Genomic DNA, 26,100 nt, shown 5'->3' on the forward strand with positions numbered 1-26,100 from the left:
TGCCGCGGCGGCGGGCGAGACCGATCCATCGACATCTCGAGAGGAAGAACCGACATGGTGGAACAGGCACAGGGCGTGCTCGCCGACGGCACGCGCGTCGCGGCCCTCCGGGTCCCCGGTGCGCGAGCCCTCGGGGTGAGTGTCGCCGTCGCGGGCGGGTTCGCCGACGACTCCGCTGCCGGCGCCGGACGCGCGCACCTCGTGGAGCACCTGCGCCACCACCACGCCGTCGACGCATCATCGCAGTTCATCGATGCCGCCGTGCTCTCCGCGGGCGGGCTCTCCAACGCCCAGACCTACCCGTTCCACACCGAGTACTCCTTCCTGGTGCCGGCAGACGATCGTCGCTCGGTGCTGGACTGGATCGGCCGCGCCCGCGGCCGTCTCGAGCCGTGGCGGGCCACGCCCGCCGACCTCGCCCGAGAGATCGACCTCGTCCGCCGTGAGGTCGCCGAGCGGGCCGCCCGTTCGCCCCTCGCCGGTTTCCCCTGGTGCACGGCGCTCTCCGGCATCGCGGGCGGCGATCGTCCACAGGATGCGCTGAGCGACCTCGCCGGGCTCGACGACGTCAGCCTCGCCGACCTCGACGGCGGGCGCGTCGACCCTCGGTCCGCCGCGATCGGGATCGCCGGCGACGTCGATCCGGCAGCGATCCTGGCAGACCTCGACGCCTCGCCCTCGGTCACGGCCGCGCCGTTTCACCCGCTCTCCTCCCCCACCCCGAGGGAGATCTCCCTTCGGCGGATCGGTCTGGGAGCGCCCGCACGCTCCGACATCCGCCTCATCGACCTCACGCAGCCGGGCGTCTCGCGCGGACTCCTCATGATCGCCACCCGCATTCTGAGCGCGACCTCCGGCAGCGCCTGGCGGAGCGGACTCTTCGGTGAGCTGCTCGGTCCCGACGCGGCCCTCGTCCTCGCGACGCAGATCGGCGCGACCGACGACGGCGTGTTCCGCCTTCCCACCCCCCTCTCGGGCGCGCGAGCCCATCACGCGGCCTTCGAGCCGGCGCGTCGGGGGGCGGCCCGCGCCATCGATGAATACCTGTCGGGCACCGGTACCGCGAGCGCGCTCGTCGCCCGCGACGTGCTCGCCGGGTTCGATGTCGTCGCCGACCGCTCGGCCGTCGCCGATGCGGTCGAACACGACGTGATCGACCTCTGCGCCCACATCCTGCAGGCACCCTCCGGCCGCGTGGTGTGGGAACCGGTGGTCACCCGCCCCGGAGCGGAGGCCGCGGCATGAACACCGTCCTCGGACCCACCGCCCTGACCGTCGTGCGCATCGATCTCGACCTCGCCGTGCCGGCCGCCGAGCGCGCCGCCGCCGGTGACGCCGTCGCGCGATCCCTCACCATGACCGGCCTCGCGCACGACGGGGTCACCGTCACCGACGACGGCGTCGCCGTGGAGGTCACGCTCGATGCGCCAGACGAAGAGACCCGCCTCGTGGCCGCGCTCGCCGCGTGGCGGGTGCACCTGAGCGCGCTGCCGTCGCGCGGCGCGCCGCTCCCCCTCCTGTCACTGTCGGCACGCGCCGACGCCCTCACCGCCGAGCCGACGGAGGTTCCCGTCACGGCTCTTCTCCGCCACGCCCCCGCCCGCGTCGTGGTCGGGCGGGGCGACGCCGCCGTCGCCACGTCGACCGCCGATCTCGAGCGCCGCCTCGCGGAGGTGCTCTCCGTACCCGCGCGCCGCTCGGCGGGGTACCGCCCGACTCGCGCCGGCACCTCTGCCGCCCCGCCCGCTGCCGACGCCGCGCCGCGACGTCGATGGGCCCGCCTGGGCGGCCCGGAGGGCGCCGGCATCCTGTCCCTCGCCCTGGTCCGCCACACCCGCAGGACCCCGCCGCCGCGCTCGCTCGCCGAGCACCTGGCCGACCGCGTGATCCTGGCCGCCTTCGCGACCGACGCCGACGGCGTCCTCGCCGCCGAGGTGCGCAGCACCGGCCTCGCCTACAGCCCGGTGGCCGAGCTCCGCTCCGCCACCGACCCCGCCGTCCTCGTGGTCGAGGCCGAGGTCGCTCCCGGTGACGAGAACGCCGCCGACGCGGCTCTCGCGCGGGCGCGGGCGCGGTTCGTCGCGACCTTCGACGCCGCCGCCGCGCTCGCGCGGGCACGCGGACGCACGCTCGTCGAGGCCGACTCGTTGCGCGGCCGACTCGCGGCGGAGAGTCGGCGTCGCCGGCGCGCCGCGCACATCGACGCGCCCGACGCCGGTGCCGACGACGCCGCCCTTCTCGACCGGCTCGCATCGCAGGCGGTCACCGCACGCGCCGCGGAGCTCTTCCGCGCCGACGACTTCGACGCGCTCGTCCTCAGCCCGGGGGAGCGCCCCGACGAATGGGAGGAACTGTGAACATCGACGTCGGAGTGATGTACCCCGAGATGCCGGTGGCCCTCGGCCCCGTCATCCCCTACGCCGACGCCGCCCGAGGCGGCGGTCATCGGCTCTGGTTCGGCCAGTCGAACATCGTCGACTCGCATGCGACGATGGCCGCCCTCATCGGCCGCGGCTACACGATCCCCTTCGGCACAGGTGTGGTCCTGCACCCTCTCTGGCATCCGCACGGCCTCGGCATCCAGGCCCTGTCGATCGCGCGACTCTCGGGTCACTCCTACGTCGCCGGAATCGGCCCGGGCGGAACGGAGTTCCAGCAGAAGGCACTGGGTGCCCCGCTGCCGCGTCCCGCGGCGGCCACGGAGGAGTTCGCGCGTCGCCTGCTGTCCGTCGTACCGGTCCCGCTTCGCACCCACCCGCATTCCGGTCAGCCGATCGATCCCCATTTCGGAGCGGTCGAGGTCGGATTCGGAGTCCTCCGTCCCGGGATGGCCCGCGCGTCGGGGCGTTCGGCGCAGTGGGCGATCACCTGGCTCACGCCGGAGGCGTATCTCCGAGACACCCTCATCCCCGCTGCGGAGCGCGGCGCCGACGAGGCGGGGGAGCGGATGCCGCGGGTCGCCGCCATCGTCCACGTGGGCATCCGGCGGCCCGGCCGCGACCCCGACCGGATGGCGTTCCGCGCCGTGGGCGCCCACCTCACGGCGCCCCACTACGTCGACATGCTGAAGAGGGCGGGGATCGAGGTCGACGCCGCCGATCCGGTCGCCGGTGCCCGCCGGATCGTCCGAGACGAGGTCTATCTCTACGGGAGCGCGGCTGAGATCGTCGACGCCGCCGAGCGCCTCGGCGACGCCGGCGTCGACGAGGTCGTCTTCAACGTCTTCGGCGTCTCGCAGGAGCACGGCACAGGTGCAGCCCTCCACGACCTGTCCGAGGTGCTCGACGAGGTGCGTCAGCGCCGCGTCCGCTCGCTCCTCCCTCTCCCCACCGAGGCACGCACCCACGCGGAGGTGACCGCGTGAGCGCGTCCGAGTACCTCCCCGCCTCCACCCCCGATCTCACCGCGCTCGAGGGTCGCCGGATCGTCGTGATGGGCACCGCCGCGCCCGGCGCGGCCTTCCTGCCGTCGTGGCTCGGCTGGATGGCGCAGGTCGCCCCCGACATCGAACTGCGGATCGTCCTCACCCGCTCGGCCCGCGCGTTCGTGGGACCCACGGCGCTTCGCACCTTCACCGGCGCCGCGCCGATCATCGACGACTGGGAGACGGCCGACGGTGCGGCTCTGCACGTCGACCTCGCCCAGTGGGCGGAGGGCTGGCTCATCCACCCGGCGACGATGAACCTCGTCTCGCGACTGGCGGCCGGCCTCTGCGACTCACCCGCGGTTCTGGCGATGCAGTCCACGCTCGCCCCGATCGTCGTCGCGGCGTCCGCCCCGCCGGGGTTCGTCGACACCCCGGTCTGGCAGAAGTACACGCGGGAGCTGGGCGACCGGCCCCATGTGCGCCTGCTCGAACCGCTGACGGGGGTGAGCGCCTTCGACCCGAGCATCGCCGGATCGCCACCGGCCATGTTCCCCCACGCGGCGTCGGTGCTGGCCGAGGCCATCATCCGGCACGACACGAAGACGGAGGTGGGGGTCCCGTGACCATGGAGATCGCCTGGGAGTACGACACCCGTGTCTGGCAGCAGCAGCTGCGCAACGAAGACGGCCGCTGGCGTCTGATCCGTCGGATCAAGGACTCCCGCGCCGACGACACGCTGCGCCGGGAGCTCTCGGCCCGGCAGCTCGAAGAGGCCTCGAAGACCGGATCGGTGCGCTTCCCTGCTCCCGAGCGCACGACAGAGGGCGCCGTCTACGCGCTCACCGGCCCCGAGCTGCTGGGAAGCCTCCTCTGGCCCGACCCCCGTGTGTCCGCGGACGAGATCACCGAGGTCATGACGACGCTGGGCGGGGCGCTCGCCGAGCTCCAGCGCGACGTCGCGGCCGCGGCATCCGTCGCCGGTATCGATTCCCCGCACCTGATCCGTCTGGCCGACCATCTCGCGGCTCACCCCACCACCCACGCCGGCCTCGTCGTCGTGCAGCAGCAGGCGACGGTGGTCGAGCGACTGCGCGCGTGGCTCGCCGAGCTTCCCCGCGAAGGGGTGCTCTGTCACGGCGGGTTCACCCTCGGCTCGGTGTTCGTCGCCCCCGATCTCAGCCGCCCCGAGGTGCCCGTGGGCGATGAGCTCATGGCGTCGATCCCCGAACTGGACCTCGGATGGATGCTGGGGGAGTTGACGGAGTTCGAATATCTCGCTCAGGGCCGGGGGGTCGACCCGTCCGCCTACCCCACCGCCGCCACCGCGTTCATCGACGGCTGGAGCAGCGCGACGGGACGCCGACCCGACCGCCGGTGGCTCGATCGGGTGATCGCCCTCCGCTACTTCCTTCACCTGTGCGACTTCGCCGAGACCACGAGATCCACCGACACCGGATCGCGCAACGCCGCCTTCCTCGCCTGGCTGGTCGAGCGCGCCGACGCCCCCGCGGGGGCCTGACGAGAGGAGATGAGGAGCATGACCCTGCTGATGGACACGCAACACCGGCACGACTCCGCCCCGACCGCCCCGGTGATCCGGGTGTCGGGACTGACGATGACCTACGGCACCCGTCGAGTGCTCGACGGGATCGATCTCGAGATCGGGATGCGCGAGAAGATCGCGATCCTCGGCCCGAACGGGGCCGGGAAGAGCACGCTCGTCGAGACGCTCGAGGGCATCCGCCGCCCCTCGTCGGGCGAGGTGACGGTGCTGGGCGAGGTCCCTTCCACCGCGCCCGAGGCCTGGAAGTCGCGCATCGGCATCGTGCTGCAGTCCTGGCGCGACCACGGGACGTGGCGGGTGATCGACATCCTGCGCTACGTCGCCGCCGGACATCGCACCGTCGGTCGCGACGACCTCCGCGACCCGGCCGAGATGCTTGCCGCCGTCGGCCTCGCCGACCGCTCCCGCCAGCTCATCCGCACCCTCTCGGGTGGCCAGCGGCGTCGGCTCGACGTCGCGTGCGCCCTGATCAGTCGGCCCGACGTCCTCTTCCTCGACGAGCCGACGACCGGATTCGACCCGAGCGCCCGCCGCTCGTTCCATGAGCTGATGGACTCCATCGCCGAGACCACCACCATCATCTGGGCGACGCACGACCTCAGCGAGGCGCAGCGCATGTGCGATCGGATCCTCGTGCTCGACGGCGGCGCGATCGTCGCCGACGGTTCACCCGACGACCTGCGCGCGGCCATGGCCGGCCGCACGACCGTGACCTGGCGCGACGGCGAGGGGCGGCACAGCCGGGAGGTCGACGACCCCCGCGCGCTCCTGGCCGCCCTCTCGGCCGACCCGTCCGCCGTCGACGTCGAAGTGCGCCGCGGCACCCTCGAAGACGCCTACCTCGCCATCGTCGCCCGCGCGGAGGCATCAGACCAGTCCGAACAGAAGGAGGCGTCATGACCACTCAGGCCCTGCCCCGCCGCATCCATCTCGGCGGCGTCCTCAGCGCCGGCCTGCTGCAGGCCCGCATCGAACTCGTGAACCGCTTCACCCGGTGGGGTGCGATCGGCTATCTGTTCCCACCGATCGTCCTGCTGACCGTGTTCAGCCTCGTCGACATCGAGGCGACCATCGGCGTCGACGGGGTGCGGGCGATCGTCGCCGGGCTCGCGGCGGCTCTGCTGTTCGTCACGGGGTTCGTCGGCATCGCCAGCGAGCTGATCACCGAGCAGGATGACGGCACGATGCTGCGTGTGCGGATGCTGCCGCACGGGCTGTCGGCCCACCTCATCGGGAAGGTGGTCATGCTGCTGGTCACCGGGCTGTTGTCGATGATGCTCATCCTCGTTCCCACCCACGTCGTCGTGGCCCCCGTGCTCCCCGACTCCGTCACCGGGTGGCTCGGATTCCTGGGCGTGGCCCTCCTCGCCATCGCCGCGACCGTGCCGCTGGGCGCGATCGCCGGCAGCATCTTCAGATCCCCGCTGGCGATCTTCCCCGCCTCGCTCCTTGCCTACGCGATGCTCGGGATCTCGGGAGTGATCTTCCCGCTCGACGATGCGCCGGGATGGCTGCAGGTGGTGGCGCAGATCTTCCCGGTCGCCGGGCTCGCCGCTCTCGCCCGCGGCGTGCTGCTGCCCACGGCGGCACCTCTGGAGGGCATGGACCTGGCCCTCGCGATCGGCGTGCCGGTGCTCTGGGCGATCGTCGGCCTGCTGCTCGTGCCGCGGGCCCTGCGGGCGATGACCCGGCGTCAGTCGGGGTCGCGCCTGGACCAGATCCGCATCCGCCGCGAGCAGCGAGGCTACTGAGTCCGACGGAGGGCGGGGTGGAATTCCACCTTTCGTCGGATGTGCGATGCCGCCCGGTGCGGCATCGTGGAATCCGAATCATCTGGAACCGGCTCCCGGCACCCCGCCGAAGCCGACGGAAGGAGAGATCATGGCGAAGCTCGAGAAACTGCTGTGGGGCGACCGCACCGACCCCCGTCGTGAGCTGGCGGAGATCTTCCCGGCCGACGACGCTTCCAGCGTCGTCCGGGCCCAGGAGTGGGCGCGCGGGGTCGTGGCGAAGGCGGGCGTCGCCACGTCCGACGAACTGCGCGTCATCCGCGCGCTCCGCGATGCGGAGCCGCGGCTCTCGCTGAAGCCCGCCCGCTATCTGGCGGCTCAGCTGAACGTCTGACACCCCTCACGATGCCCCCGCGGGACGCTCCGCGGGGGCATCGGCCTGTCGGGGTCATCCGCTGCTAGCGTGCGGCGGGTGAGCGAACAGCAGATCGAGGAGCCGGCGGCGACGGAGCGGGTGGTCCCGATCGGGGTGGTGATGGTCGGGATGTCGCTGGTGGTGTGGTGGCCCGCCTTCACCCTCGGCGCGTGGGGCGACCTCTTCTTCGATCAGCTGCTGACGCTGTGGGCGGCGTCCACGGCAGCGCTGGTGTTCGTCCTCGTGGAGCGCAAGCCCGTCGGTGCGAAGCTCGTTCGCGCGCTTCTCCTTCTCATCCCTTCGCTGTGGATCGTGCTGTCGTACCTCTTCAACGAGAGCGAGACGAACCTCGCGGCGCTGCTTCTCGCGGTCGGTGGGATCCTCGTCATCGTCGTCGGCCTGCCGCTGACCATGTGGGTGCTGGTGCGCATCGTCTGGCCCGATTTCGGCTCGTTCACGCGGCGCGCGACGCGCTGGCTGATCCTCGGGGTGGTCGGTGGAATCGCCGTCATCTCGTTCATCCTGGGCCTCACGCAGGCGGAGTGGCTGTACTGCGAGGACTTCACGATCAGCGGCAACTCCGAACCCGCGGGCTGTACACCCGAACCGCCCGACCTCTACGAGTGACGCGCGGGGGTCAGGTGGGGCGGACTTCGCCGTAGAACTGGCCGTGGTAGCCGTGCAACACCGCGTGGGGGAGCTCGGCGCGGGCGATCTCGGTGAACGAGGCGGCGTCGAGCACCAGGAGGAACGACGTCTCCGCCGCGGCGTCCAGCACCACAGACAGCACCACACCGTCGTCCTCGGCCTCGCGCCCCGGGCGTCCGACGAAGACGCCCTCTCCCGGGTAGCAGGCCTCGGCTCGCCAGGTCGTCGTGGTGCGGCTGACGTTGTCGATCTTCACCAGGCGGTCGTAGAAGCCCGGCTCGTCGCCGAGGCTGACGCCGTAGACGTAGCGGTGGTCGGGCCGGGTGTTCATCCGGGCGTAGTCGAGGCTCGGCAGCTCGATCGGCGTCGGCGAGATCTGCTCGCCGGTCACGGTCTTCCCCCCGCCCCGGAGGGGCAGGCGGAATCGGCGCAGGGTGCCGGGAGGAATCCGCGCGTCGGGCTCTTCGAGCCGGTGGAGGTAGAACGCCTCGATCACCGACGCGTCGTCGTAGCCGACGAGGTCGACCACGACATCGCCGCCGTCGTCGTAGGCGTTGACGTGGTGGAAGGCGAAGAAGGCCGGCGAGGTGACGGTCTTCACGTGTGCGCCGGTCTGCCGGTCGAAGATGTGGAACTTCGTCCCGCGCTCGGGCTTCCACCGGAAGTTCTCGATGTACGGCTTCAGCCACAGCAGGAGCGAGACGGGGTTCACCACGAGGGGGAACTCCGCGAGCACGAGGTAGCGCTCCGACATGCCGAAGGAGTGGATGTAGCCGGGTTCGCCCACCCGCCGACGCGCGAGCGTCGTGGGGGTGGCCCCGGGGGTGGCGGTGTCGAGATGGCGGAAGACGTACTGGCTCGAGGCGTTGAAGCGCGTGACGAGGTTGATCGCCTCGCCCCGCGCGTCATCCAGCTGAGGGTGCACCGTCGTCATCCGTCCGAAATTCGACGTGTCCCACCCGGTCACCCCGACGGTCTTGAGGGTCACCGGGTCGAACTCGACCTGGATCGGCGTCTCGGCCAGGGCGAGGAACTTCTCGGCCACCTTGGCGATGTTGACCTTCGCGCTGTCGGTGGGCTGGGGGTCGAACACCGCCATCGCGCGCGCGAAGAGCGACCGGCACGGGTCGGTGGCGAACTCGGGGAAGGCGATGCGCCCCTCGTCGCGCGCCGCGCGATAGGCCTCCGTCTCGAGGAACCGGTTCTGATACGACACCCGGCCGCTCGAAACGGTGAACCGGTGGAGCATCGCCAGACCGTCGAACCAGTGCCGGTAGCGCCGCTCACCCACCTGGAACGACCCGGGGCCGTTGCGCAGGAGCGACCCCTCCAGCCAGTCGGGAAGGATGCCGCGAACCGGCACGTCGTCGATCGCGACCTCAGGGCTCTCGCCGAACCCGGCGGCGAAGCCCTGCGACGTCGTCCCGGCGCTCACGAGGGCACCTCGTCGGCGACACGGGTCGTGTCGGCGTCACCGGCGCGGCGGGCGACGACACGGGGGTACTCCTCGCCGATCAGGCCGGCGGCGATCTTGCCCGAGGCGAGCACCGCCGGCACTCCGGCGCCGGGGTGCGTGCCGGCACCGACGAGGTAGAGACCGCGGATCGCGCGCGAGCGGTTGTGCGGGCGGAACCAGCCCGACTGGAAGAGGGTGGGCTGGAGCGAGAAGGCCGCGCCGCGCGGCGTCTGCAGGACGTCGCGGAAGTGCTCGGGCCCGATCGCGTGCTCGGCGACGATGTGGTCGGACAGGCCGGGGAGGAACCGCTCGTCGAGCGTGTCGAGCACGAGACGGCGCACGCGGGCGGCCTCGTCCGCGGCGGCTTCCGCCGACCGCTCGCCGTGCGAGGGAAGGGCGGGCGAGGCCACCAGCACGTACAGGGCCTCGCACCCGGGCGGCGCGACCGAGGCGTCGGTGCGGGTCGGCACGTGCACGTAGAGGAAGAGGTCGTCGGCCTTCAGGTGCGCGCCGCCCTCGAGGTCGCGGGCTTTCGGACGGAAGACGCGCTGCATGACCGCGCGCGCGTCTCCGCCGAGGAGGAGGTTGTGATGAGCGAGCGGGGTGTCGGGCCAGGTGCGGTCGGCGCCGAAGTACAGCACGTGCAGCGACATGCTCGGCGTGCTCCGTCGCATCCGCATCCGCGACGGCGCCGCCTGCGGCGCGCCGGCCAGGAGGCGCTCGTAGGTGGCGCCGGGATCGGCGCCCGAGACCACGACGTCGGCGTCGATCTCCGACCCGTCGACCAGCCGGACACCGGTGACCCGTCCGCCGGTGTGGACGATGCGGTCGACCTCGGCGCCGCAGCGAATGGTGCCGCCCAGGCGCTGCACCAGCGCGCCGATCGCCTCGACGAGGGCGCTCGTGCCGCCGATGGCGTAGTGCACCCCCCAGCGGCGCTCGAACTCCACGATGAGGGCGTACAGCGACGGGGTGCGAGCCGGGTCGCCGCCGATGAGGAGCGGATGGAACGCCAGGGCGCGCCGCAGGAACGGGTCGCGCACCGTGGTGTTCACCAGGTGCTGCATGCCGCGTGCCGCTCCGTGTCGCAGGAGGTAGGGGAGCATCCGCAGCATGACGTGCAGCTGCATCATCGAACGCTCGGTGTAGGGATAGAACGCGTCGAAGATGCCGCTGATCTTGCGCTGCAGCCGGTCGAAGCCGGTGACGTCGGCGGGGCTGCGGCGAGCCACTTCCTCGCGGAAGTCGTCGAGCGATGCCCGGAAGTCGAAGCGTCCGCCCGAGGCGTCGAACGCGCGGTAGAAGGGGTCGAGGGGTACCAGTTCGACATGGTCGGACAGCTTCTCCCCGGCGAGGGCGAACAGCTCCTCGAACATGAACGGGGCGGTCAGGACCGTGGGCCCGCCGTCGAAGCGGAACCCGTTGATGTCGTACCGGTACGCGCGTCCGCCGATGAGGTCGCGCTTCTCCAAGACGGTGACCTCGTGTCCGGCTGCGGCGAGACGGGCGGCGGCGGCGAGCCCCCCGAACCCGGCGCCCACGACGACGACGCGCGCGCCCCCGGCGGTCACCGGCGGCCGCTCGGTGCGGCGTGCACCACGACGATCGAAGCCACGGCCGCGGCCGCGCCTCTTCCCCACCCGCGGGAGGTCCCTCGGGTCTCTGACACGCTCCCCATTGCGCTCCCCTTTCGAGGATGTGGGGCTAGCATACGGCTCCCCCGTGAGGGGGAGGGTCGCCGGAAGAGGCTTCGGGGTTCAGCCGAAGATCATCGGGCGGTCGTCGTCTTCCTCCGCCGGTGGCTTCAGGTCGAGGTCGACCACGACCGGCACATGGTCGCTCGGCAGCTCGCCCTTGCGCTCGTTGCGGTGGATCTGCGCCCCGGTGACCTTCTCCGCCAGACCCGCCGAGCCCAGGATGAAGTCGATGCGCATCCCCTCGTTGCGCGGGAACTTCAGCCGCTTGTAGTCCCAATAGGTGAACCCGGCCGGCACGAGCGGTCGTACCACATCGGTGAGTCCCGCCGACTGCAGTGCCGAGAACGCCTCCCGCTCGGGCGGGGAGACGTGCGTGGAGAAACCGGGCACCACCGCGGGGTCGCCGTTGTCGGCGTCGGTGGGGGCGATGTTGAAGTCGCCGACGAGCGCCAGCGGCAGACCGGGCTCTGCGGCGAGGGTGTCACGGGTGTACTGCTCGAGCGCGGCGAGCCAGTGCAGCTTGTAGTCGTAGTGCGGGTCGCCGAGCGCGCGGCCGTTCGGCACGTACAGACTCCACACCTCGACCCCGTCGATACGCGCGCCCAGCGCTCGCGCCTCCTGCGGAGCATCCGGACCTTCATGTCCCTTCGCGAACCCGGGCATCCCCGGGAAGGCGGTGCGGATGCCGTCGATCGGCGCCTTGCTCGCGATCGCGACGCCGTTCCACTGCGAGAACCCGTGCGCCTCCACCTGGTAGCCGGCCTCTTCGAACCGCTCGTAGGGGAACTGCTCGGCCTTGCACTTGATCTCCTGCATCGCCAGCACGTCGACGCTCTCGCGGACGGCGAAGTCGACGATGCGGTCGACGCGGGCGCGGATCGAGTTGACGTTCCAGGTGGCCAGGCGCATGCCTCCAGCGTAGAACCGCGCCGGATCTAGACTCGTCGTCGTGACCGTCGCCTCCACTCCCGACCTCGAAGCCGACCGCCAGGCCCTCATCGCCCTCATCACCGACGAGGCGGTGTTCCACGGTGACTTCACGCTCTCAAGCGGGAAGAAGGCGTCGTACTACGTCGATATGCGACGGCTGACACTCGACCACCGGGCGGCTCCCGCGATCGGGCGGATCATGCTGGATCTCATCCGGGATGTCGACGGCGTCGTCGCGGTCGGTGGGCTCACGCTCGGCGCCGACCCGATCGCCAACGCGGTGCTGCACGAGTCGGTGCGCGCGGGGCGCCCGCTCGACGCATTCGTCGTGCGCAAGGAGCCGAAGGACCACGGCCGGGGACGGCAGATCGAGGGCGCGGATGTCGCGGGCAAGCGCGTGGTCGTCGTCGAAGACACCTCCACCACGGGCCAGTCGGCGCTCAAGGCCGTCGAGGCCCTCCGGCGCGAGGGCGCGGAGCCGGTCGCGGTCGCGGTGATCGTCGACCGCAAGACCGGGGCGCAGGATGCCGTCGAGGCGGCCGGGCTGCGATGGCTCGCCGCGATCGACCTCGACGACCTGGGCCTCGCTCCGCAGTAGCGCGCGCCGCGGCGAGGGAGCGGGCTACTCGTCGTCGCGGGGGCCGCGCCCGCGACGCGACCGCAGGAGCTGCCAGATCAGCACCACGAGCGTGCCGGCGATGATGAGGGCGCTGGTCAACAGCAGCAGCGTCTGCTCGGTCTCGGAGATCATGGGCGCTTCCCTTCCGTCGCGTCGGCGACGATCTTCGCGATGCGCGCGGCCCGGGTCTCCGGCCTGCGCGCGGTGTCGATGAATCCGATGCCGAACTTGCGGGATGACGGCGGGAAGGCGTCCCACGCCGCGCGCGCCTGAGGTGTCGCATCCAGAGCGGCGGCGAGATCGTCGGGTTCGCGCAGGGCCTCGGCGTTGTCCAGCACGCTCCAGGCCCCGTTCGCCTTGGCCACCTCGATCGCGCGGATGCCGGCCTCTTCAAGAAGCCCCTCGGCTTCCAGCCGCGCGACCCGCGCCTTGTTCGTCGCCGCCCAGCCGCTGGTGGGTCGGCGCGGCGCGAACCACAGGCCGCTCGTGCGTTCGTCGAAGGTACGCACCGGTCCGTCGATCCAGCCGAAGCACAGGGCCTGGAGGATGGCGTCTTCGTAGCCGATGAGGTCGAGGTCCGATCCCGGCCGCGGTCGCACGAGCCAGGCCCCCCGCGAGGTGCGGTGGTTCTGTTCCAGCCACGAGCGCCACGCCCCGGCATCCTTCGCGATGACCTGCTCGCCGTCGTCGAGCGCACCCATGCGGCGACTCTATCGGCCGGGGGAGGACGGGGCCGAGAGCGATCTAGAGTCCGTCGAGTGCGCCCATGTCCGAGGCTTCGGCGAGGTCGGATTCGAAGGGCTCGGTCGCGAGCAGGTCGGCGACGGAGTCGACGACCTCGTCGGGTCGGAACGGGTAGCGCTCGATCTCGGTCTGGTCGCTGATTCCGGTGAGCACCAGGATCGTGTGGAGACCCGCCTCGATGCCGGCCACGACGTCGGTGTCCATTCGGTCGCCGATCATGCCGGTGGTCTCGGAGTGCGCCCCGATGCGGTTCAGCGCCGACCGGAACATCATCGGATTGGGCTTGCCGACGACATAGGGCTCTTTGCCGGTCGCGCGGGTGATGAGCGCGGCGAACGACCCGGTGGCAGGGACCACTCCGTGGGGGGTCGGGCCCGTGGCATCCGGATTGGTGATGATGAAGCGCGCACCGTCGTTGATGAAGCGGATCGCCTTGGTGATCGCCTCGAAGTTGTACTGCCGCGTCTCGCCGACGACGACGTAGTCGGGCTGCGTCTCGGTCATGACGAACCCGGCCTCGTGGAGGGCGGTCGTCAGCCCCGACTCGCCGATGACGAACGCGGTGCCGCCGGGGAGCTGCGAGCGGAGGAAATCGGCGGTCGCGAGGGCGGAGGTCCAGATCCGCTCCTCGGGCACATCCAGGCCCGATCGCGCCAGCCGGGCGCTCAGATCGCGCGGGGTGAAGATCGGGTTGTTCGTGAGGACGAGGAAGGGCGTCGCACGGTCGCGCCATTGCGCGAGCAGCTCGGCGGCGCCGGGGATCGGACGATTCTCGTGGACGAGGACTCCGTCCATGTCGGTGAGCCAGCATTCGATATCGGCGCGGGTCCGCATGGTGCCAGCGTACCGGGGGAGTGGGGGATGCCACCGGACGGGGTGAGGTCTACTGTCGGAGGGGTGACCGCGCCCGACTGGGACCCCGAAGCGCTGCCGGATCTGACCGGCCGCACCTATCTGGTGACGGGTGCGACGCGGGGCCTCGGGTACTTCGCTTCGGAGCAGCTGGTGCGCGCGGGGGCGCGGGTCGTCATGACCGGCCGCAATCCGAACCGTCTCGTCGCGGCGCGCGCCGCGGTCGAGCGTCGCGTTCCCGAGGCCGCCACCGTGGGGCCCACCGAGACGCTCCTGCTGGACACCAGCAACCTCGGATCGGTGCGCGCGGCCGCGGCGACCGCCCGTGCCCGGTGGAACATCGACGGCGTGCTGCTGAACGCCGGCGTCGTGCATCCGCCGCGAACCCGCGAGACGACGTACGGCGGCAATGAGGTCGTCTTCGCCACCAACGTGCTCGGCCACTTCGCTCTGGCAGGGGCCCTCCTGACCTCGCTGTCGGCGGTCGCGGGGCGGATGGTGTGGGTCGGCAGCATCGCGGCGACGCTCTCGCCGTATGACCCGGTCGATCCGCAGCTCGTCGAGGGCTATACGCCCTGGCGCGCCTATGCGCAGTCGAAGGTGGCGTGCACGTCTCTCGGGCTCGAGGCCGACCGGCGGCTGCGCGCGGCGGGGGTGCCGGTGTCGAGCGTCGTCGCGCACCCCGGCTACAGCATCAGCGGACGGACGCCCGGCATCCACGGGGTGAACGAGCCGTCGCGCTGGGCGCGCTTCGTCGACAACCTGCAGGGGCCCGTCACCCAGTCGAAGGAGGAGGGCGCCTGGCCGCTCGTGCGCGCCCTCGTCGACCCGACCGTGGGCGGTGGGGAGTTCTGGGGGCCGCGCTTCACGCTCCGAGGGCGGCCCGCGAAGCAGCGTCCGTCGAAGATCACCCGCGACCCCGCGGTCGCCGAGCGACTGTGGCGGTTCTGCGAGGAGACCTCGGGCATCCACTGGCCGTGAGGGTGTGGGCGGGCGGGGGTCGGCGGAGGCAGCGGGATCAGGCGCTCAGCCAGACCGCCGACGTCGCGCCCTCCGGCAGGGTGACCGGCGGGCCGCCGTCGACCGACACCCGCGCCGCCGCCCGCACCTCGATGTGGTGCCCCACCGCGACGCCGACGATCTCCAGAGCGCGGAGCAGATCGGGGTCGCGATCGCTGACGCGCAGCACCCGCCCCCGGTGCCCCGCGGGCGCGACCGAGAGCAGCACGAAGGATTCGCGCTCGACGCGCCCCTCGGCGTCGGGAATCGCATCGCCGTGCGGGTCGAACCGCGGGTGGCCCAGTCGCTCGTCGATGCGGGCGAGCAGCCGGTCGCTGACGGTGTGCTCCAGCACCTCGGCCTCGTCGTGGACCTCGTCCCAGCTGTACCCGAACTCCTGCACCAGCCAGGTCTCGATGAGCCGGTGCCGGCGGATGATCGCGGCGGCGCGCCGCTCGCCGGTCTCGGTGAGCATCACCGGCCCGTAGGGGCGGTGGGTGACCAGTCCCTGCGCCGCGAGCTTCTGCACCATCTCGGTGACGCTCGAGGGGGCGAGGCCCAGCACCGCCGCGAGCTGGGACGGCGTCATCCGCGCGTCCTGCCACTCGGTGTGGTGGTAGATCGTCTTCAGGTAGTCGTCGACGGCGGGGGAGGCCACCGCTCCAGGCTACCTACGAGCCTCGATGCAACCTGCGCGTGAGTCGCCAGACGTTGCCGCCCTCGCCGGAGTGCTCGAGCTCGTCGAGGGTGGCCAGGGCCAGCGCGAGACCGCGGCCCGACTCGGCGTCCTCGCCGGGCATCGACACGGTCGCCAGGTCGATCAGTGCCGGCTGCGCGTCATCGGCGAACACGGCGCGCAGGCCGGTGTCGTCGATCGACACGTCCAGGCTCACCGAGATCTCCTCGCGGGCGCGTGCGTGCTCGACGATGTTCGTCGCGATCTCGCTGACGGCGAGGGTGAAGAGGGTGCGGTCCTCTTCGTCGACCTCGGGTCTGCCCGACCAGAGCAGGTCGAGCACCTGGTGCACCTCGTCGAGGAACGTGTCGTCGGCGCGCCCCTCGACCCGGAGCCCGTCAACGCTCATCGAAGGCCGCCTCGACGGTCTCGTACTCGCGGAGGACCCGATCGAGGTTGGTCAGTTTCAGCACCCGTCGCACCGGCTCGGTCACCCCGGCGATCCGCAGGTCGCCGCCCGCGAGACGCGCGGATTTCAGCCCGCCGATGAGCGCGCCCAGTCCCGACGAGTCGACGAATTCGGTGCCTGCGAGGTCGATGACGACCCTGCTGCTGCCGCCGTCGACGAGTTCACTGATGGCGGACCGCAGGCGCGGCACGCCCGGAGCGGTCAGGCGCCCTTCGAGGGCGATGACGGCGTAGGCGCTGCCGGGGGTGACGGTGAGGTTCACGGGGCGATCTGCCTTTCGTCGGTGAACGGGGCCTTGGGGCCACGATAGAGCGCGGCCTGGATGATCACGCTCAACACCGCGAGGTCGTAGACGACCCACACCGTGTTGACGAGCGTTCCTGTGCCGTCGGCGGTGCCCACCGCGAGCCGGGCCAGGCCGATCCCGAGGGCGAACACCAGGACGACGATGGCGGTCAGCTGCGGCCAGATCTGCCGCCACGGCGGGCCGCCCTCGGCCCGGCCGTCCTTCTTCGTCACGGCGAAGCCGAGGGGCTGCTTCAGCACGACGTTGGCGAAGGCGGTCACGCACGCATCGATCCACACCGGGAACAGCGCGAGGGCGTACTGCTGCCCTCGCCAGGTCTTGATCCCCCGCGCCACCACGAGGAAGAGGATCTGGTTGATGATGAAGTACGGCAGGAACCGCGCGAAGAAGTCCACGCTCCAGGCCGTGACCGGCATGACCCCGAAGACGAGGTAGATCACGGGGGCCGCGAGGTAGACCAGCGCGGTGAAGCCCGAGAGGTAGCTCCACATCGTGGCGAAGTACATCAGCCGCTGTCCCCCCGACAGCCCCTTCTTCACGAGCGGATTGTCGCGCAGCATCACCTGGAGCGTCCCCTGAGCCCACCGCAGGCGCTGCGTGAGCATCGTGCGGAGGTCTTCGGGGGCGAGGCCGTGGGCGAGGATCTCGTGGTGGTAGACGCTCCGCCATCCCAGGGAATGCAGCTGCATCGCGGTCGCCATGTCCTCGGTGACCGAGATCGTCGCCATCGGCTGCACCGGCTGCGCTTCGCCGGGCCGGTCGACCCGCAGGGCGTCGAGGAGTGCCGAGACCGACTCGACCGCACCGAGCGGTGACATCTCGCGTGTGGCGAGGGCGTCGAGGGCGGTGTCGTCGATGACGATCGCGTCGAGCTCGCTGTCGCGCTCGATCGGCAGCTGGGCGATGACGTCGAGATCGGCCTGAAGGGCCGCGAGATCGCGCGACACCAGACGGCGGGATGCCGCGTCGACGGCGCTCTGCACGCCGTAGGTCACCTCGCCGATGGGCTCGCCGGCGGCGATCCGGCGGCGAGCGTCGGCGACGACGTCGCGCAGCGCCGTCAACTCGGTGCGGACCGCCTCGTCGGCATCGCGGTCGCGCGCGGCGCGCGAGAGCAGGGACTCCGCAGCCCGGAGGGTGCGGGCGGTGGACTGCTCGAGGTCGCGGACGTAGCCGACGATGCCGAGCTGCATGAGCGCGTCGCGGCGGAGGACGGCGTTGGATCCGCAGAAGAAGGCCGCATTCCAGCCGTCCTTCCCCTGTTGGATCGGTCCGTAGAACAGCGGCGCCTGGCTGCCCAGCGGATCGGCGTCGTCGACGTTGACGAACCACTGCGGCGTCTGCACCAGCGCCACCTCGGGATCGTCGGCGAAGTAGCCGAGCGTGCGGTGCAGGATCAGCGGGTCGGGCACCTGGTCGGCGTCGAGGATGAGCAGGAACTCGCCGTCGGTGTCCATCAGGGCGTTGTTGAGGTTGCCGGCCTTGGCATGGCGGGGCTTGCCGGTCCAGTCCTCCGAGCGGGTGATGTACCCGAGCCCCGCCTCCTGCGCGGCCGCGGCCATCTCGGGGCGTGCCCCGTCGTCGAGCACCCAGGTGTTGTGGGGGTAGGCGATGCGCTGCGCGGCGAGGGCCGTGGCCATCACCATCTCGATCGGCTCGTTGTAGGTGGTGATGAAGACGTCGGCGGTCCCCTGCGGTGGCGAGGTGGGCGCCGGCCGATCCCTGGCGCGCCACATCGTGACGGCGAAGAGGAACGTGTCGATGAGGCTGTAGGTCTCGGCGATGACGAGAGGGACGGCGATCCACCAGGCCGACCAGTTGATCGAGTCCAGCCACCGCCACGCGATGTAGTTCACGCCGAGGAGCACCGAGAGCAGGGCGAGGATGCGGATCCAGACGAAACGCGCGCTCATCGTGCGCGACCCCTTCTCACGCGTCCCGGCGCACGAGCAGCACCGTGACGTCGTCGGGAGCGTGGCGCTCCTGAGCGAGCCGCACCGCTTCGGCGACCGCGCCGACGGGTCCGTGGGCGGCGATCACCCGCAGCACATGATCGAACGGATCGTCGTCGAGGATGTCGAGCAGACCGTCGCTGCAGCACAGGAACGCATCCCCCGGCTCGAGCTGCACCGACGCCGCCGCGCGGTCGAAGTCGAAGCCCATGCCCAGGGGCAGACCCGTCGAGCGCAGCGGTGTCCAGCTGCCGTCGGCCCGCAGGATGAACGCCAGGCTGTGGCCGGCGTCGACGAACGAGATCGTGCCCGAGTCGGGGTCGAGCTCGGCGTGCACGGCGGTGACGAACAGTCCCGCCCGTCCGAGGTCGGATTCCAGCAGCCTGTCGGCCTCCCCGACGGCGTCGGCGAGGCCGCGGTCGGGCGCGGTGCGAAGCGACGCCCGCACCGACGCGGCGACGATCGCGGGTCCCGTGCCCTTGCCCATGACGTCGGCCAGCGTCATCCGCAGCTTTCCGTCGTGCAGGTACCAGTCGTAGAGATCCCCCATGAGCTGACCGGATGCCGTTGCGGCGGCCGCCAGGGTGTACCCGGCGATCTCGGGGGTCTCGCGGGGGAGGAGCGCCTGCTGCACGACCGTGGCATGGTCGAGGTCGTCTTCGGCCATGAGCTCGGTCTGCACCCACTGCGCCATCTCGCGCAGGAGCTCCACTTCCCGCGCGTCGAGGGACCGGGGCTGCGTGTCGAGGATGCACAGGGTGCCCACGTGCTCGCCGCCGGGCGCCTGAAGCGGGTGGCCGGCGTAGAACCGGAGGTGCGGGTCGCCCACGACGAACGGATTCTCGGCGAAATAGTCGTCGATGCTCGCGTCCTCGACGATGAGCGTGTCACCGGTGCGGACGGTGAGATCGCAGAAGGCGCCCTCCCGTGAGGCCTCGTTGCCGCCGAGGCCGATCTGCGACTTCCGCCACTGACGGTCGCGGTCCAGGAGCGTGACGCTCACCATCGGCACGCCGAAGATCTCCTGGGCAAGGCGTGTCACCCGGTCCACGCGCGCATCCGGGCGGGTGTCGAGCAAGCCGAGAGCCTCGATGGCGCGCTGTCGTCGATCGTCGTCGAACAAGGAAACCCCCCCACTGGTTCGTCGTCGGCGAATCTCCAGTATGTCGAGGATCGGCGGGTCGTGGGGAGGGTTCGGAAAATGCTTGCGCGGGCGGCGATAACCTGATCCGGTGGATGTCGCACCGTCCGAGCCGACGCCGGGGTCGGCCTCGACCGAGCCGTCGGAACCCGTCCTGCCCCACGGCGTCGGTCCCTGGCCCGGCGGGCCGGACGCCTGGCCGGACGACCCGCGGTACGACCCCGACCTGCTGGCCGGCGGTGACACCCGAAACGTCGTCGACGCGTACCGGTACTGGCGGATGGACGCGATCGTCGCCGACCTCGACCGACGTCGCCATAGCTTCCACGTCGCGATCGAGAACTGGCAGCACGACATGAACATCGGCTCGATCGTGCGGAGCGCGAACGCCTTCCTCGCCGCCGAGGTGCACATCGTCGGCCGGCGGCGGTGGAACCGGCGCGGGGCGATGGTCACCGACCGGTACCAGCACGTGCGCCACCACGAGGATGTCGCAGCCTTCGCCGCGTGGGCGGAGGGCGAGGGGCTCCCCGTCATCGCGATCGACAACGTCGAAGGGTCGGTAGCGCTCGACCGCGCCGACCTCCCCGAGCGATGCGTGCTGCTGTTCGGTCAGGAGGGTCCGGGGCTGTCGCCCGAGGCGCTCGCCGCCGCATCGGCCGTGGTCGAGATCACCCAGTACGGTTCGACCCGGTCGATCAACGCCTCCGCCGCGGGCGCCGTCGTCATGTACGAGTGGTGTCGCCGCTGGGCGTGACGGTGCTCCCCCGCGCGGCGTGACAGTGCTTCCCCGCGGGGCGTGACCTTGGTCCCCTGGTGGGTGCCGACCCCGACCGCCATGCTGGAGCGATGGGGGTGGTGAGGGCTCTGGTGCGGTACCCGATCATCGCGGCGACGCTCGTCGTTCTGGCGGCGGTGGCGATCATCGCCTCCGCGGGCGGGGAGCAGCAGGCGCGGTGGATCGCGAGCGCGTACGTGGGGCTGTTCATCGCGTGGACGCTCATCCGGATGGTGCGCGACGTGCTGCGCGGGCACATCGGCCTGGACGTGCTGGCGGTCGTGGCGATGGTCGCCACCCTCGCCGTCGGCGAGTACCTGGCCTCCCTCATCATCGTGCTGATGCTCTCCGGTGGAGAGGCGCTCGAGGACTTCGCGGCGCGACGGGCGACGCGCGACCTGACTGCTCTCCTCGATCGGTCGCCGCGCACCGCGCACGTCGTGGTGCGCCCACCCGGGTCAGCGACGGCGGACGGGACGGCGACGGCCTCGGAGCGGATCAAGGACGTTCCCGTCGACGAGGTCGCCGTCGGCGACATCCTGCTCGTGCGTCCCTCCGAAATCGTGCCCGTCGACGGCGAACTGCAGAGCGAAACCGGCACGTTCGACGAGTCCTCTCTCACCGGCGAGAGCATGCCGGTGGTCCACGACCGGGGGATGGAGGTGTTCTCGGGAGCGGTCAACGGGTCGGAGGCCGTGCGCATCCGGGCGAGCCGCCCGAGTTCCGAAAGCCAGTACCAGCAGATCGTGGCCCTCGTGAAGCAGGCCCAGGCCTCCCGGGCGCCGGTGGTGCGGCTCGCCGATCGCTTCGCGATCCCGTTCACGGCCGTGTCGCTCGTTCTCGCCGGCACCGCGTGGACGATCTCGGGCGATCCGGCGCGCTTCGCCGAAGTCCTGGTGCTCGCCACCCCGTGCCCCCTGCTCATCGCGGCGCCCGTGGCCTTCCTCGGCGGGCTTTCCCGCGCGGCGAAGGCCGGCGTCATCGTCAAGGGCGGCGGGATCATCGAGCGCCTCGCGCGGGCGCGGTCGGCGTGCTTCGACAAGACCGGCACGCTCACGGCGGGACGGCCCGAGCTCGTCGACGTGCGACCGGCCGACGGGTTCGATCGTCGCGAGCTGCTGACCCTCGCCGCGTCGGCTGAGCAGTACTCGACCCACGTGCTGGCCGAAGGGGTGCGCCGTGTCGCGGCCGCGGAGGGCATCGCGCTTCGTCCGGCCGAGGCGGCGACGGAGGTGGCGACCAACGGGGTGACCGCGGTCATCGGCGGCGCGCCGGTCGCCGTGGGGAAGCCGGCGTTCATCGCCGGGCGCGCACCCGCCCTGACCCGCACGCACCTCGTCTCGGGGCAGGCCGCGGCCTACGTCGCGGTGGGCGACCGCTTCGCGGGCGCCCTCGTGCTCGCCGACGCCGTCCGGCCCGAGTCGGCGGCCGTGGTGGACTGGCTTCGCGGCAACGGCGTCGAACGGGTGACCATGCTCACCGGCGACGCGGAGTCCACCGCCGCCGCCATCGCGTCGCAGGTCGGGATCACCGAGGTGCACGCCGAACTCCTCCCACCCGAGAAGGTCCACCTCGCCGCCGGCATGCAGCCGAGGCCCACGATGATGGTCGGCGACGGCGTCAATGACGCCCCGGTGCTCGCCGCCTCCGACATCGGCGTGGCGATGGGTGCGCGCGGGGCGACCGCCGCCGGTGACGCCGCCGACGTCGTCGTGGTCGTCGACTCCCTGGCGAAGGTCGTCGAGGCCGTGGCGATCAGCCGCCACACGCTTCGCGTGGCGCTCACGGCGATCTGGATCGGGATCGCCCTCAGCATCGGTCTCATGATCGTGGCGATGACCGGCGTCATCCCGGCCGTCGCGGGCGCCCTCATCCAGGAGGGGGTCGATCTCGCGACGATCCTCTACGCCCTCCGCGCGCTGCGGGGGCCGGTGCCGGTGATCGGCGCGGCGCCGGCGGTCACGCTCCCGCGGTCAGCCACGCCCGACCGCGCACCCGGCGCCCCAGCGTGACCAGACGCGCGAGCATGTAGACGCCGAAGAACGCCACCGCCAGCCACGCCAGGCCCGCGGCGCCGGTCGGGGCGATCATGGCCACGAGCACCAGCGCGGGAACGAACGGCACGAGGTTCAGCACCCCGACGATCGCGAGGTATCTTCCGTCGCCCGCTCCGATCAGCACGCCGTCGAGCACGAACACCACGCCGCAGACCGGTTGGGTCACGGCGAGAACCAGCAGGGCCGGCTGCACGAGGGCAGCGAGCGCCGGGTCGCCGGTGAACACCAGGCCGATGACTCCGGATGCCGCGGCGATGACTCCGCCGACGATGACGCCGAACCACGCTCCCCAGGCCACCGTGCGGCCGAGCACGCGGCGCACGAACGGTTCGTCGCCGGCGCCGAGGCCCTTGCCGATCAGCGCCTGCGCGGCGATGGCCAGGGCGTCGAGCGCGAAGGCCGCAGTGGAGAAGATCGTGAAGGCCACCTGCCACCCGGCGAGCTCGTCGGTGCCGAGGCCGGTCGCGACCGCGACGGTCGCGAGCAGCGCCACGCGCAGCGACACCGTGCGCAGGAACATCCATCCGCCCTGCAGAGCGGAGCCGCGCACGCCGTCGCGCTGCGGGCGGACGGATGCCGCGTGCCGGCGCGCCAGCCGGCCGATGACCACCACGTAGGCCGCCACCATGCCCCACTGGGCGACGACCGTACCGGCAGCCGACCCCGCGATCCCCCACCCGAAGACGTAGATGAACACCCAGTTCAGCACCGCGTTGGCGCCGAATCCGAGCCCCGCGATCCACAGGGGTGTCACCGTGTTCTGCATGCCGCGCAGGAGGCCGGTCGCGGCGAAGACGATGAGCATGGCCGGCAGGCCCCACATCGAGATGCCGAGGTAGATCTGCGCGTCGGCGGCGACCTCGGCGCCGGCGCCGAACAGGCCGACGAGGAACGGGGTGGCGAGGTATCCCGCAAGGGCGAGGATCGCTCCGATGCCGAGGGCCAGCCACATGCCGTCGATGCCGACCGATACCGCGCGCGAGGGGTCGCCCGCCCCGAACCGCCGGGCGACGGCGGGAGTGGTGGAGTAGGCGAGGAACACCATCAGCCCGACGATCGTCTGCAGGACCGCCGCTCCGATGCCGAGTGCCGCCAGCGGCGCGATCCCGAGGTGGCCGACGAAGGCCGAGTCGAGGATGAGGAAGAGCGGCTCGGCGATGAGCGCGCCGAGCGCGGGGACGGCGAGCCTCAGGATGTCGCGATTCAGCGTCATCCGTCCGGTCTTCTGCTCGCTCCCGCTCACCCCACCGAGCGTAGAACCCGCCGGCGACACCGGTCGTGATCTGCTCCCGAGTCGCGTGGCCGCGGTCGCACGAATCGCCGACCCGTCAGAAAACGCGGCTTCGCCGCATCCCGGGCCGCGTTTTTCGACGGTTCGCGGCTGAGTGCGGGCGTACGGATCGCCGACCCGTCAGAAGACGCGGCTCCGCCGCATCCTGAGCCGCGACTTTTGACGGTTCGCGGCTGCGTGCAGGCGCACGGATCGCCGACCCGTCAGAAAACGCGGCTCCGCCGCATCCTGAGCCGCGTTTTTCGGCGGTTCGCGTGGAAGGAGCGCGCGGAGCGGGGGGTGCGGCGCGGGTCGACGGGCGAGCGACAGCCGCTCGGACGCCGCCCGCAGAACCGCCGCCTATCCTGGAACCCATGACCGATGCACTTCGCTCCGGCCTTGCGCTCGACGAGCTCAGCGACGAGATCCGCCCGCAGGACGACCTTTTCCGCCACGTGAACGGCTCGTGGCTCGACCGCACCGAGATCCCCGACGACAAGGCGAGGTGGGGATCGTTCCACCTCATCGCCGAGCAGGCCGAGAAAGACGTCCGGGCGATCATCGAGGAGTCGCAGGACGCCGAGCCCGGCACCGAGACCCGCAAGATCGGCGACCTCTACGCCAGCTTCATGGACGAAGGCCGCATCGCCGAACTCGGCGCCGCGCCACTGACCGCGCAGCTGGCGCGGATCGACGAGGTCGCCAGCATCCCCGACTTCCTCCGTCTGGTGGGCGCGTTCGAGCGCGAGGGCGCGGGCTCGCTCATGGTGCTCTACGTCGAGCCCGATCCCGGCAACCCGCAGCGGTACGTGCCGTTCTTCGTGCAGGGTGGGCTGAGCCTTCCCGACGAGAGCTACTACCGCCTGGAGAACTTCGCCGACACCCGCACGGCGTTCCGGGCCCACCTCGAGAAGATGCTGGAGCTCGCCGGGGTCGCCGACGCCGCGGCATCCGCTGACCGCATCTTCTCGCTCGAGACCGAGCTGGCGACCCACCACTGGGACAACGTCAAGAGCCGCGACGCGGTCGCCACCTACAACCTGCGCACCTGGGAGCAGGTCAAGAGCCTCGCCGGCGCCGACCTCCAGCCGTGGCTGGAGGGTCTCGCGCCCGGGTTTGAGGACGCGTTCGGCGACGTCGTCGTCTACCAGCCGAGCTTCATCGAGGGGCTCGGCGGACTGCTGCGCGAAGACCGGCTCGAGGACTGGAAGGCGTGGCTGCGCTTCCAGGTCGTGCACGCGCTCGCGCCATTCCTGTCGGATGACTTCGTCGCGGCGAACTTCGCGTTCTACGGCACTCAGCTCACCGGCGTGCCCGTCAACCGCGAACGCTGGAAGCGCGGGGTGAGCCTCACCGAGGCGGCCATGGGCGAGGCGATCGGGAAGGTCTACGTCGACCGGCACTTCCCGCCGGCGGCGAAGGACGCGATGGACGAGCTCGTCGCGAATCTCATCGAGGCGTACCGGCAGAGCATCTCCGAGCTCGAGTGGATGACGCCCGAGACCCGCGAGCGGGCCCTTGCGAAGCTCGAGGCCTTCACGCCGAAGATCGGGTACCCCGTGAAGTGGAAGGACTACTCCTCGCTCGAGATCGACGAGGCCGACCTCGTGGGGAACGTCCGCCGCTCGCACATCTGGGAGCACGACCGTCAGCTGGCCAAGGTCGGCGGACCGATCGATCGCGACGAGTGGTACATGACGCCGCAGACGGTGAACGCGTACTACAACCCGCTGATGAACGAGATCGTGTTCCCGGCGGCGATCCTGCAGTACCCGTTCTTCGACGAGACCCGCGACGCGGCCGCCAACTACGGTGGCATCGGCGCGGTGATCGGTCACGAGATCGGTCACGGCTTCGACGACCAGGGGAGCCGTTTCGACGGCGACGGGTCGCTTCGCGACTGGTGGACGGATGCCGACCGTGCGGCCTTCGAGGAGCGCACCGGCGTGCTGATCGAGCAGTACAACGCGCTCGTCCCGCAGGGCCTCGCAGAGGAGAACACGGTCAATGGCGCACTCACGATCGGTGAGAACATCGGCGACCTGGGCGGCCTCGGCATCGCGATCAAGGCCTACCGCCTGTCGCTCGGAGCCGACCTCGAGGGCACCCCGGTGGAGGGTCCCGAGGTCGACGGGTACACCGGCATCCAGCGCCTGCTGCTGTCATGGGCGCAGATCTGGCAGCAGAAGGGGCGCGACGCCGAGACGATCCGCCTGTTGACGATCGACCCGCACTCGCCGAACGAGTTCCGCTGCAACCAGATCGTCCGTAACATCGATGCGTTCTACGACGCGTTCGATGTCGCCGAGTCCGATGCCCTGTGGCTCGAGAAGGACAAGCGCGTCACCATCTGGTAATCCCGCCGGTCTGGTGGCGAAGGCCGTCTTCGCGTAGACAGTTGATCGAACCGTCTGGCAGGAGGGACAGTC

The 26,100-nt window shown here is 71.3% G+C and carries 26 protein-coding genes; 14 read left to right on the top strand and 12 right to left on the bottom strand.

Going from position 1 to position 26,100, the window contains the following annotated elements; all coding sequences use genetic code 11:
• Positions 1–54: 54 nt before the first annotated feature.
• From FBY40_RS03510 to FBY40_RS03550, 9 genes are all read left to right on the top strand, one after another.
• Entirely contained in the window at positions 55–1,245 is a 1,191-nt protein-coding gene (locus tag FBY40_RS03510; protein WP_141936430.1) for an insulinase family protein, read from the top strand.
• Positions 1,242–2,357, top strand: coding sequence for a hypothetical protein (locus FBY40_RS03515; protein ID WP_141936432.1), 1,116 nt, complete (start codon positions 1,242–1,244; stop codon positions 2,355–2,357). Before FBY40_RS03510 ends, FBY40_RS03515 begins: the two co-directional genes overlap by 4 nt.
• The gene (locus tag FBY40_RS03520; protein WP_160141337.1) at positions 2,354–3,364 is read left to right on the top strand and encodes an LLM class flavin-dependent oxidoreductase; all 1,011 of its coding nucleotides are present in this window, start codon (positions 2,354–2,356) and stop codon (positions 3,362–3,364) included. The genes FBY40_RS03515 and FBY40_RS03520 overlap by 4 nt, the downstream gene beginning before the upstream one ends.
• On the top strand, positions 3,361–3,990 hold the full coding sequence (locus FBY40_RS03525) for a flavoprotein (protein WP_141936436.1): 630 nt from the start codon (positions 3,361–3,363) through the stop codon (positions 3,988–3,990). Before FBY40_RS03520 ends, FBY40_RS03525 begins: the two co-directional genes overlap by 4 nt.
• Positions 3,987–4,886 (top strand): hypothetical protein, encoded by a 900-nt coding sequence (locus FBY40_RS03530; protein WP_141936438.1) that lies wholly within the window; start codon positions 3,987–3,989, stop codon positions 4,884–4,886. Before FBY40_RS03525 ends, FBY40_RS03530 begins: the two co-directional genes overlap by 4 nt.
• Positions 4,887–4,904: 18 nt before the next feature.
• Positions 4,905–5,831, top strand: coding sequence for an ABC transporter ATP-binding protein (locus tag FBY40_RS03535; protein WP_141936440.1), 927 nt, complete (start codon positions 4,905–4,907; stop codon positions 5,829–5,831).
• Positions 5,828–6,682, top strand: coding sequence for an ABC transporter permease (locus FBY40_RS03540; RefSeq protein ID WP_141936441.1), 855 nt, complete (start codon positions 5,828–5,830; stop codon positions 6,680–6,682). The genes FBY40_RS03535 and FBY40_RS03540 overlap by 4 nt, the downstream gene beginning before the upstream one ends.
• Before the next feature lie 130 nt (positions 6,683–6,812).
• The gene (locus tag FBY40_RS03545; RefSeq protein ID WP_141936443.1) at positions 6,813–7,055 is read left to right on the top strand and encodes a hypothetical protein; all 243 of its coding nucleotides are present in this window, start codon (positions 6,813–6,815) and stop codon (positions 7,053–7,055) included.
• Between the two features lie 78 nt (positions 7,056–7,133).
• Positions 7,134–7,703 (top strand): hypothetical protein, encoded by a 570-nt coding sequence (locus FBY40_RS03550; RefSeq protein ID WP_235014525.1) that lies wholly within the window; start codon positions 7,134–7,136, stop codon positions 7,701–7,703.
• A gap of 10 nt (positions 7,704–7,713) precedes the next feature.
• On the opposite strand, the gene FBY40_RS03555 is transcribed toward FBY40_RS03550, so the two are convergent.
• From FBY40_RS03555 to FBY40_RS03565, 3 genes are all read right to left on the bottom strand, one after another.
• Entirely contained in the window at positions 7,714–9,159 is a 1,446-nt protein-coding gene (locus FBY40_RS03555) for a carotenoid oxygenase family protein (protein WP_200829912.1), read from the bottom strand.
• Positions 9,156–10,751 carry a phytoene desaturase family protein gene (gene crtI / locus FBY40_RS03560; protein ID WP_160141338.1) on the bottom strand — a complete coding sequence of 532 codons (1,596 nt, stop codon included), beginning with the start codon at positions 10,749–10,751 and terminating at the stop codon, positions 9,156–9,158. Before crtI ends, FBY40_RS03555 begins: the two co-directional genes overlap by 4 nt.
• 186 nt (positions 10,752–10,937) lie before the next feature.
• Positions 10,938–11,786 carry an exodeoxyribonuclease III gene (locus FBY40_RS03565; RefSeq protein WP_141936447.1) on the bottom strand — a complete coding sequence of 283 codons (849 nt, stop codon included), beginning with the start codon at positions 11,784–11,786 and terminating at the stop codon, positions 10,938–10,940.
• 40 nt (positions 11,787–11,826) lie between these two features.
• Between FBY40_RS03565 and pyrE the strand changes: the two genes are divergently transcribed.
• Complete coding sequence (pyrE, locus tag FBY40_RS03570) at positions 11,827–12,405, top strand: orotate phosphoribosyltransferase (protein ID WP_141936448.1); 579 nt, start codon at positions 11,827–11,829, stop codon at positions 12,403–12,405.
• Positions 12,406–12,429: 24 nt separating this feature from the next.
• Here pyrE and FBY40_RS17640 read toward each other — a convergent pair whose 3' ends face one another.
• The 3 genes from FBY40_RS17640 to FBY40_RS03580 are packed head-to-tail and all read right to left on the bottom strand — an operon-like array spanning position 12,430 to position 14,004.
• Positions 12,430–12,558 carry a hypothetical protein gene (locus tag FBY40_RS17640; protein WP_268815527.1) on the bottom strand — a complete coding sequence of 43 codons (129 nt, stop codon included), beginning with the start codon at positions 12,556–12,558 and terminating at the stop codon, positions 12,430–12,432.
• Complete coding sequence (locus tag FBY40_RS03575; RefSeq protein WP_141936450.1) at positions 12,555–13,127, bottom strand: YdeI/OmpD-associated family protein; 573 nt, start codon at positions 13,125–13,127, stop codon at positions 12,555–12,557. Before FBY40_RS03575 ends, FBY40_RS17640 begins: the two co-directional genes overlap by 4 nt.
• Positions 13,128–13,170: 43 nt before the next feature.
• A complete protein-coding gene (locus FBY40_RS03580) occupies positions 13,171–14,004 on the bottom strand; it encodes an HAD-IIA family hydrolase (RefSeq protein ID WP_141936451.1) in 834 nt (277 codons plus the stop codon).
• Between the two features lie 63 nt (positions 14,005–14,067).
• Between FBY40_RS03580 and FBY40_RS03585 the strand changes: the two genes are divergently transcribed.
• The gene (locus tag FBY40_RS03585) at positions 14,068–15,003 is read left to right on the top strand and encodes an SDR family NAD(P)-dependent oxidoreductase (RefSeq protein WP_235014527.1); all 936 of its coding nucleotides are present in this window, start codon (positions 14,068–14,070) and stop codon (positions 15,001–15,003) included.
• A 37-nt stretch (positions 15,004–15,040) separates the two neighbouring features.
• On the opposite strand, the gene FBY40_RS03590 is transcribed toward FBY40_RS03585, so the two are convergent.
• From FBY40_RS03590 to FBY40_RS03610, 5 genes are read right to left on the bottom strand one after another with little or no spacing between them, the layout of a single operon-like run.
• Positions 15,041–15,679, bottom strand: a complete 639-nt coding sequence (locus tag FBY40_RS03590; RefSeq protein ID WP_141936455.1) for a metal-dependent transcriptional regulator — start codon at positions 15,677–15,679, stop codon at positions 15,041–15,043.
• 13 nt (positions 15,680–15,692) lie between these two features.
• The gene (locus FBY40_RS03595) at positions 15,693–16,106 is read right to left on the bottom strand and encodes an ATP-binding protein (RefSeq protein ID WP_141936457.1); all 414 of its coding nucleotides are present in this window, start codon (positions 16,104–16,106) and stop codon (positions 15,693–15,695) included.
• Entirely contained in the window at positions 16,096–16,428 is a 333-nt protein-coding gene (locus tag FBY40_RS03600) for an STAS domain-containing protein (protein WP_141936460.1), read from the bottom strand. Before FBY40_RS03600 ends, FBY40_RS03595 begins: the two co-directional genes overlap by 11 nt.
• Positions 16,425–18,386, bottom strand: a complete 1,962-nt coding sequence (locus FBY40_RS03605) for a glycosyltransferase family 2 protein (RefSeq protein ID WP_141936461.1) — start codon at positions 18,384–18,386, stop codon at positions 16,425–16,427. Before FBY40_RS03605 ends, FBY40_RS03600 begins: the two co-directional genes overlap by 4 nt.
• A 16-nt stretch (positions 18,387–18,402) precedes the next feature.
• Positions 18,403–19,503, bottom strand: coding sequence for a PP2C family protein-serine/threonine phosphatase (locus tag FBY40_RS03610; protein WP_235014532.1), 1,101 nt, complete (start codon positions 19,501–19,503; stop codon positions 18,403–18,405).
• A 154-nt stretch (positions 19,504–19,657) separates the two neighbouring features.
• On the opposite strand from FBY40_RS03610, the gene FBY40_RS03615 reads away from it, so the two are divergent.
• Together FBY40_RS03615 and FBY40_RS03620 are read left to right on the top strand one after the other, a co-directional pair.
• Entirely contained in the window at positions 19,658–20,323 is a 666-nt protein-coding gene (locus FBY40_RS03615) for a TrmH family RNA methyltransferase (protein WP_141936465.1), read from the top strand.
• Between the two features lie 92 nt (positions 20,324–20,415).
• On the top strand, positions 20,416–22,356 hold the full coding sequence (locus FBY40_RS03620; RefSeq protein ID WP_141936468.1) for a heavy metal translocating P-type ATPase: 1,941 nt from the start codon (positions 20,416–20,418) through the stop codon (positions 22,354–22,356).
• Here the strand turns inward: FBY40_RS03620 and FBY40_RS03625 are convergent.
• The gene (locus tag FBY40_RS03625; protein WP_141939996.1) at positions 22,304–23,614 is read right to left on the bottom strand and encodes an MATE family efflux transporter; all 1,311 of its coding nucleotides are present in this window, start codon (positions 23,612–23,614) and stop codon (positions 22,304–22,306) included. The two genes, FBY40_RS03620 and FBY40_RS03625, sit on opposite strands and share 53 nt — an antisense overlap.
• A gap of 431 nt (positions 23,615–24,045) precedes the next feature.
• Here FBY40_RS03625 and FBY40_RS03630 point away from each other — a divergent pair, with 431 nt between their 5' ends.
• Complete coding sequence (locus FBY40_RS03630; RefSeq protein ID WP_200829913.1) at positions 24,046–26,028, top strand: M13 family metallopeptidase; 1,983 nt, start codon at positions 24,046–24,048, stop codon at positions 26,026–26,028.
• Positions 26,029–26,100: the final 72 nt, after the last annotated feature.

Source organism: Microbacterium sp. SLBN-154, from assembly GCF_006715565.1.
GTDB lineage: Bacteria > Actinomycetota > Actinomycetes > Actinomycetales > Microbacteriaceae > Microbacterium.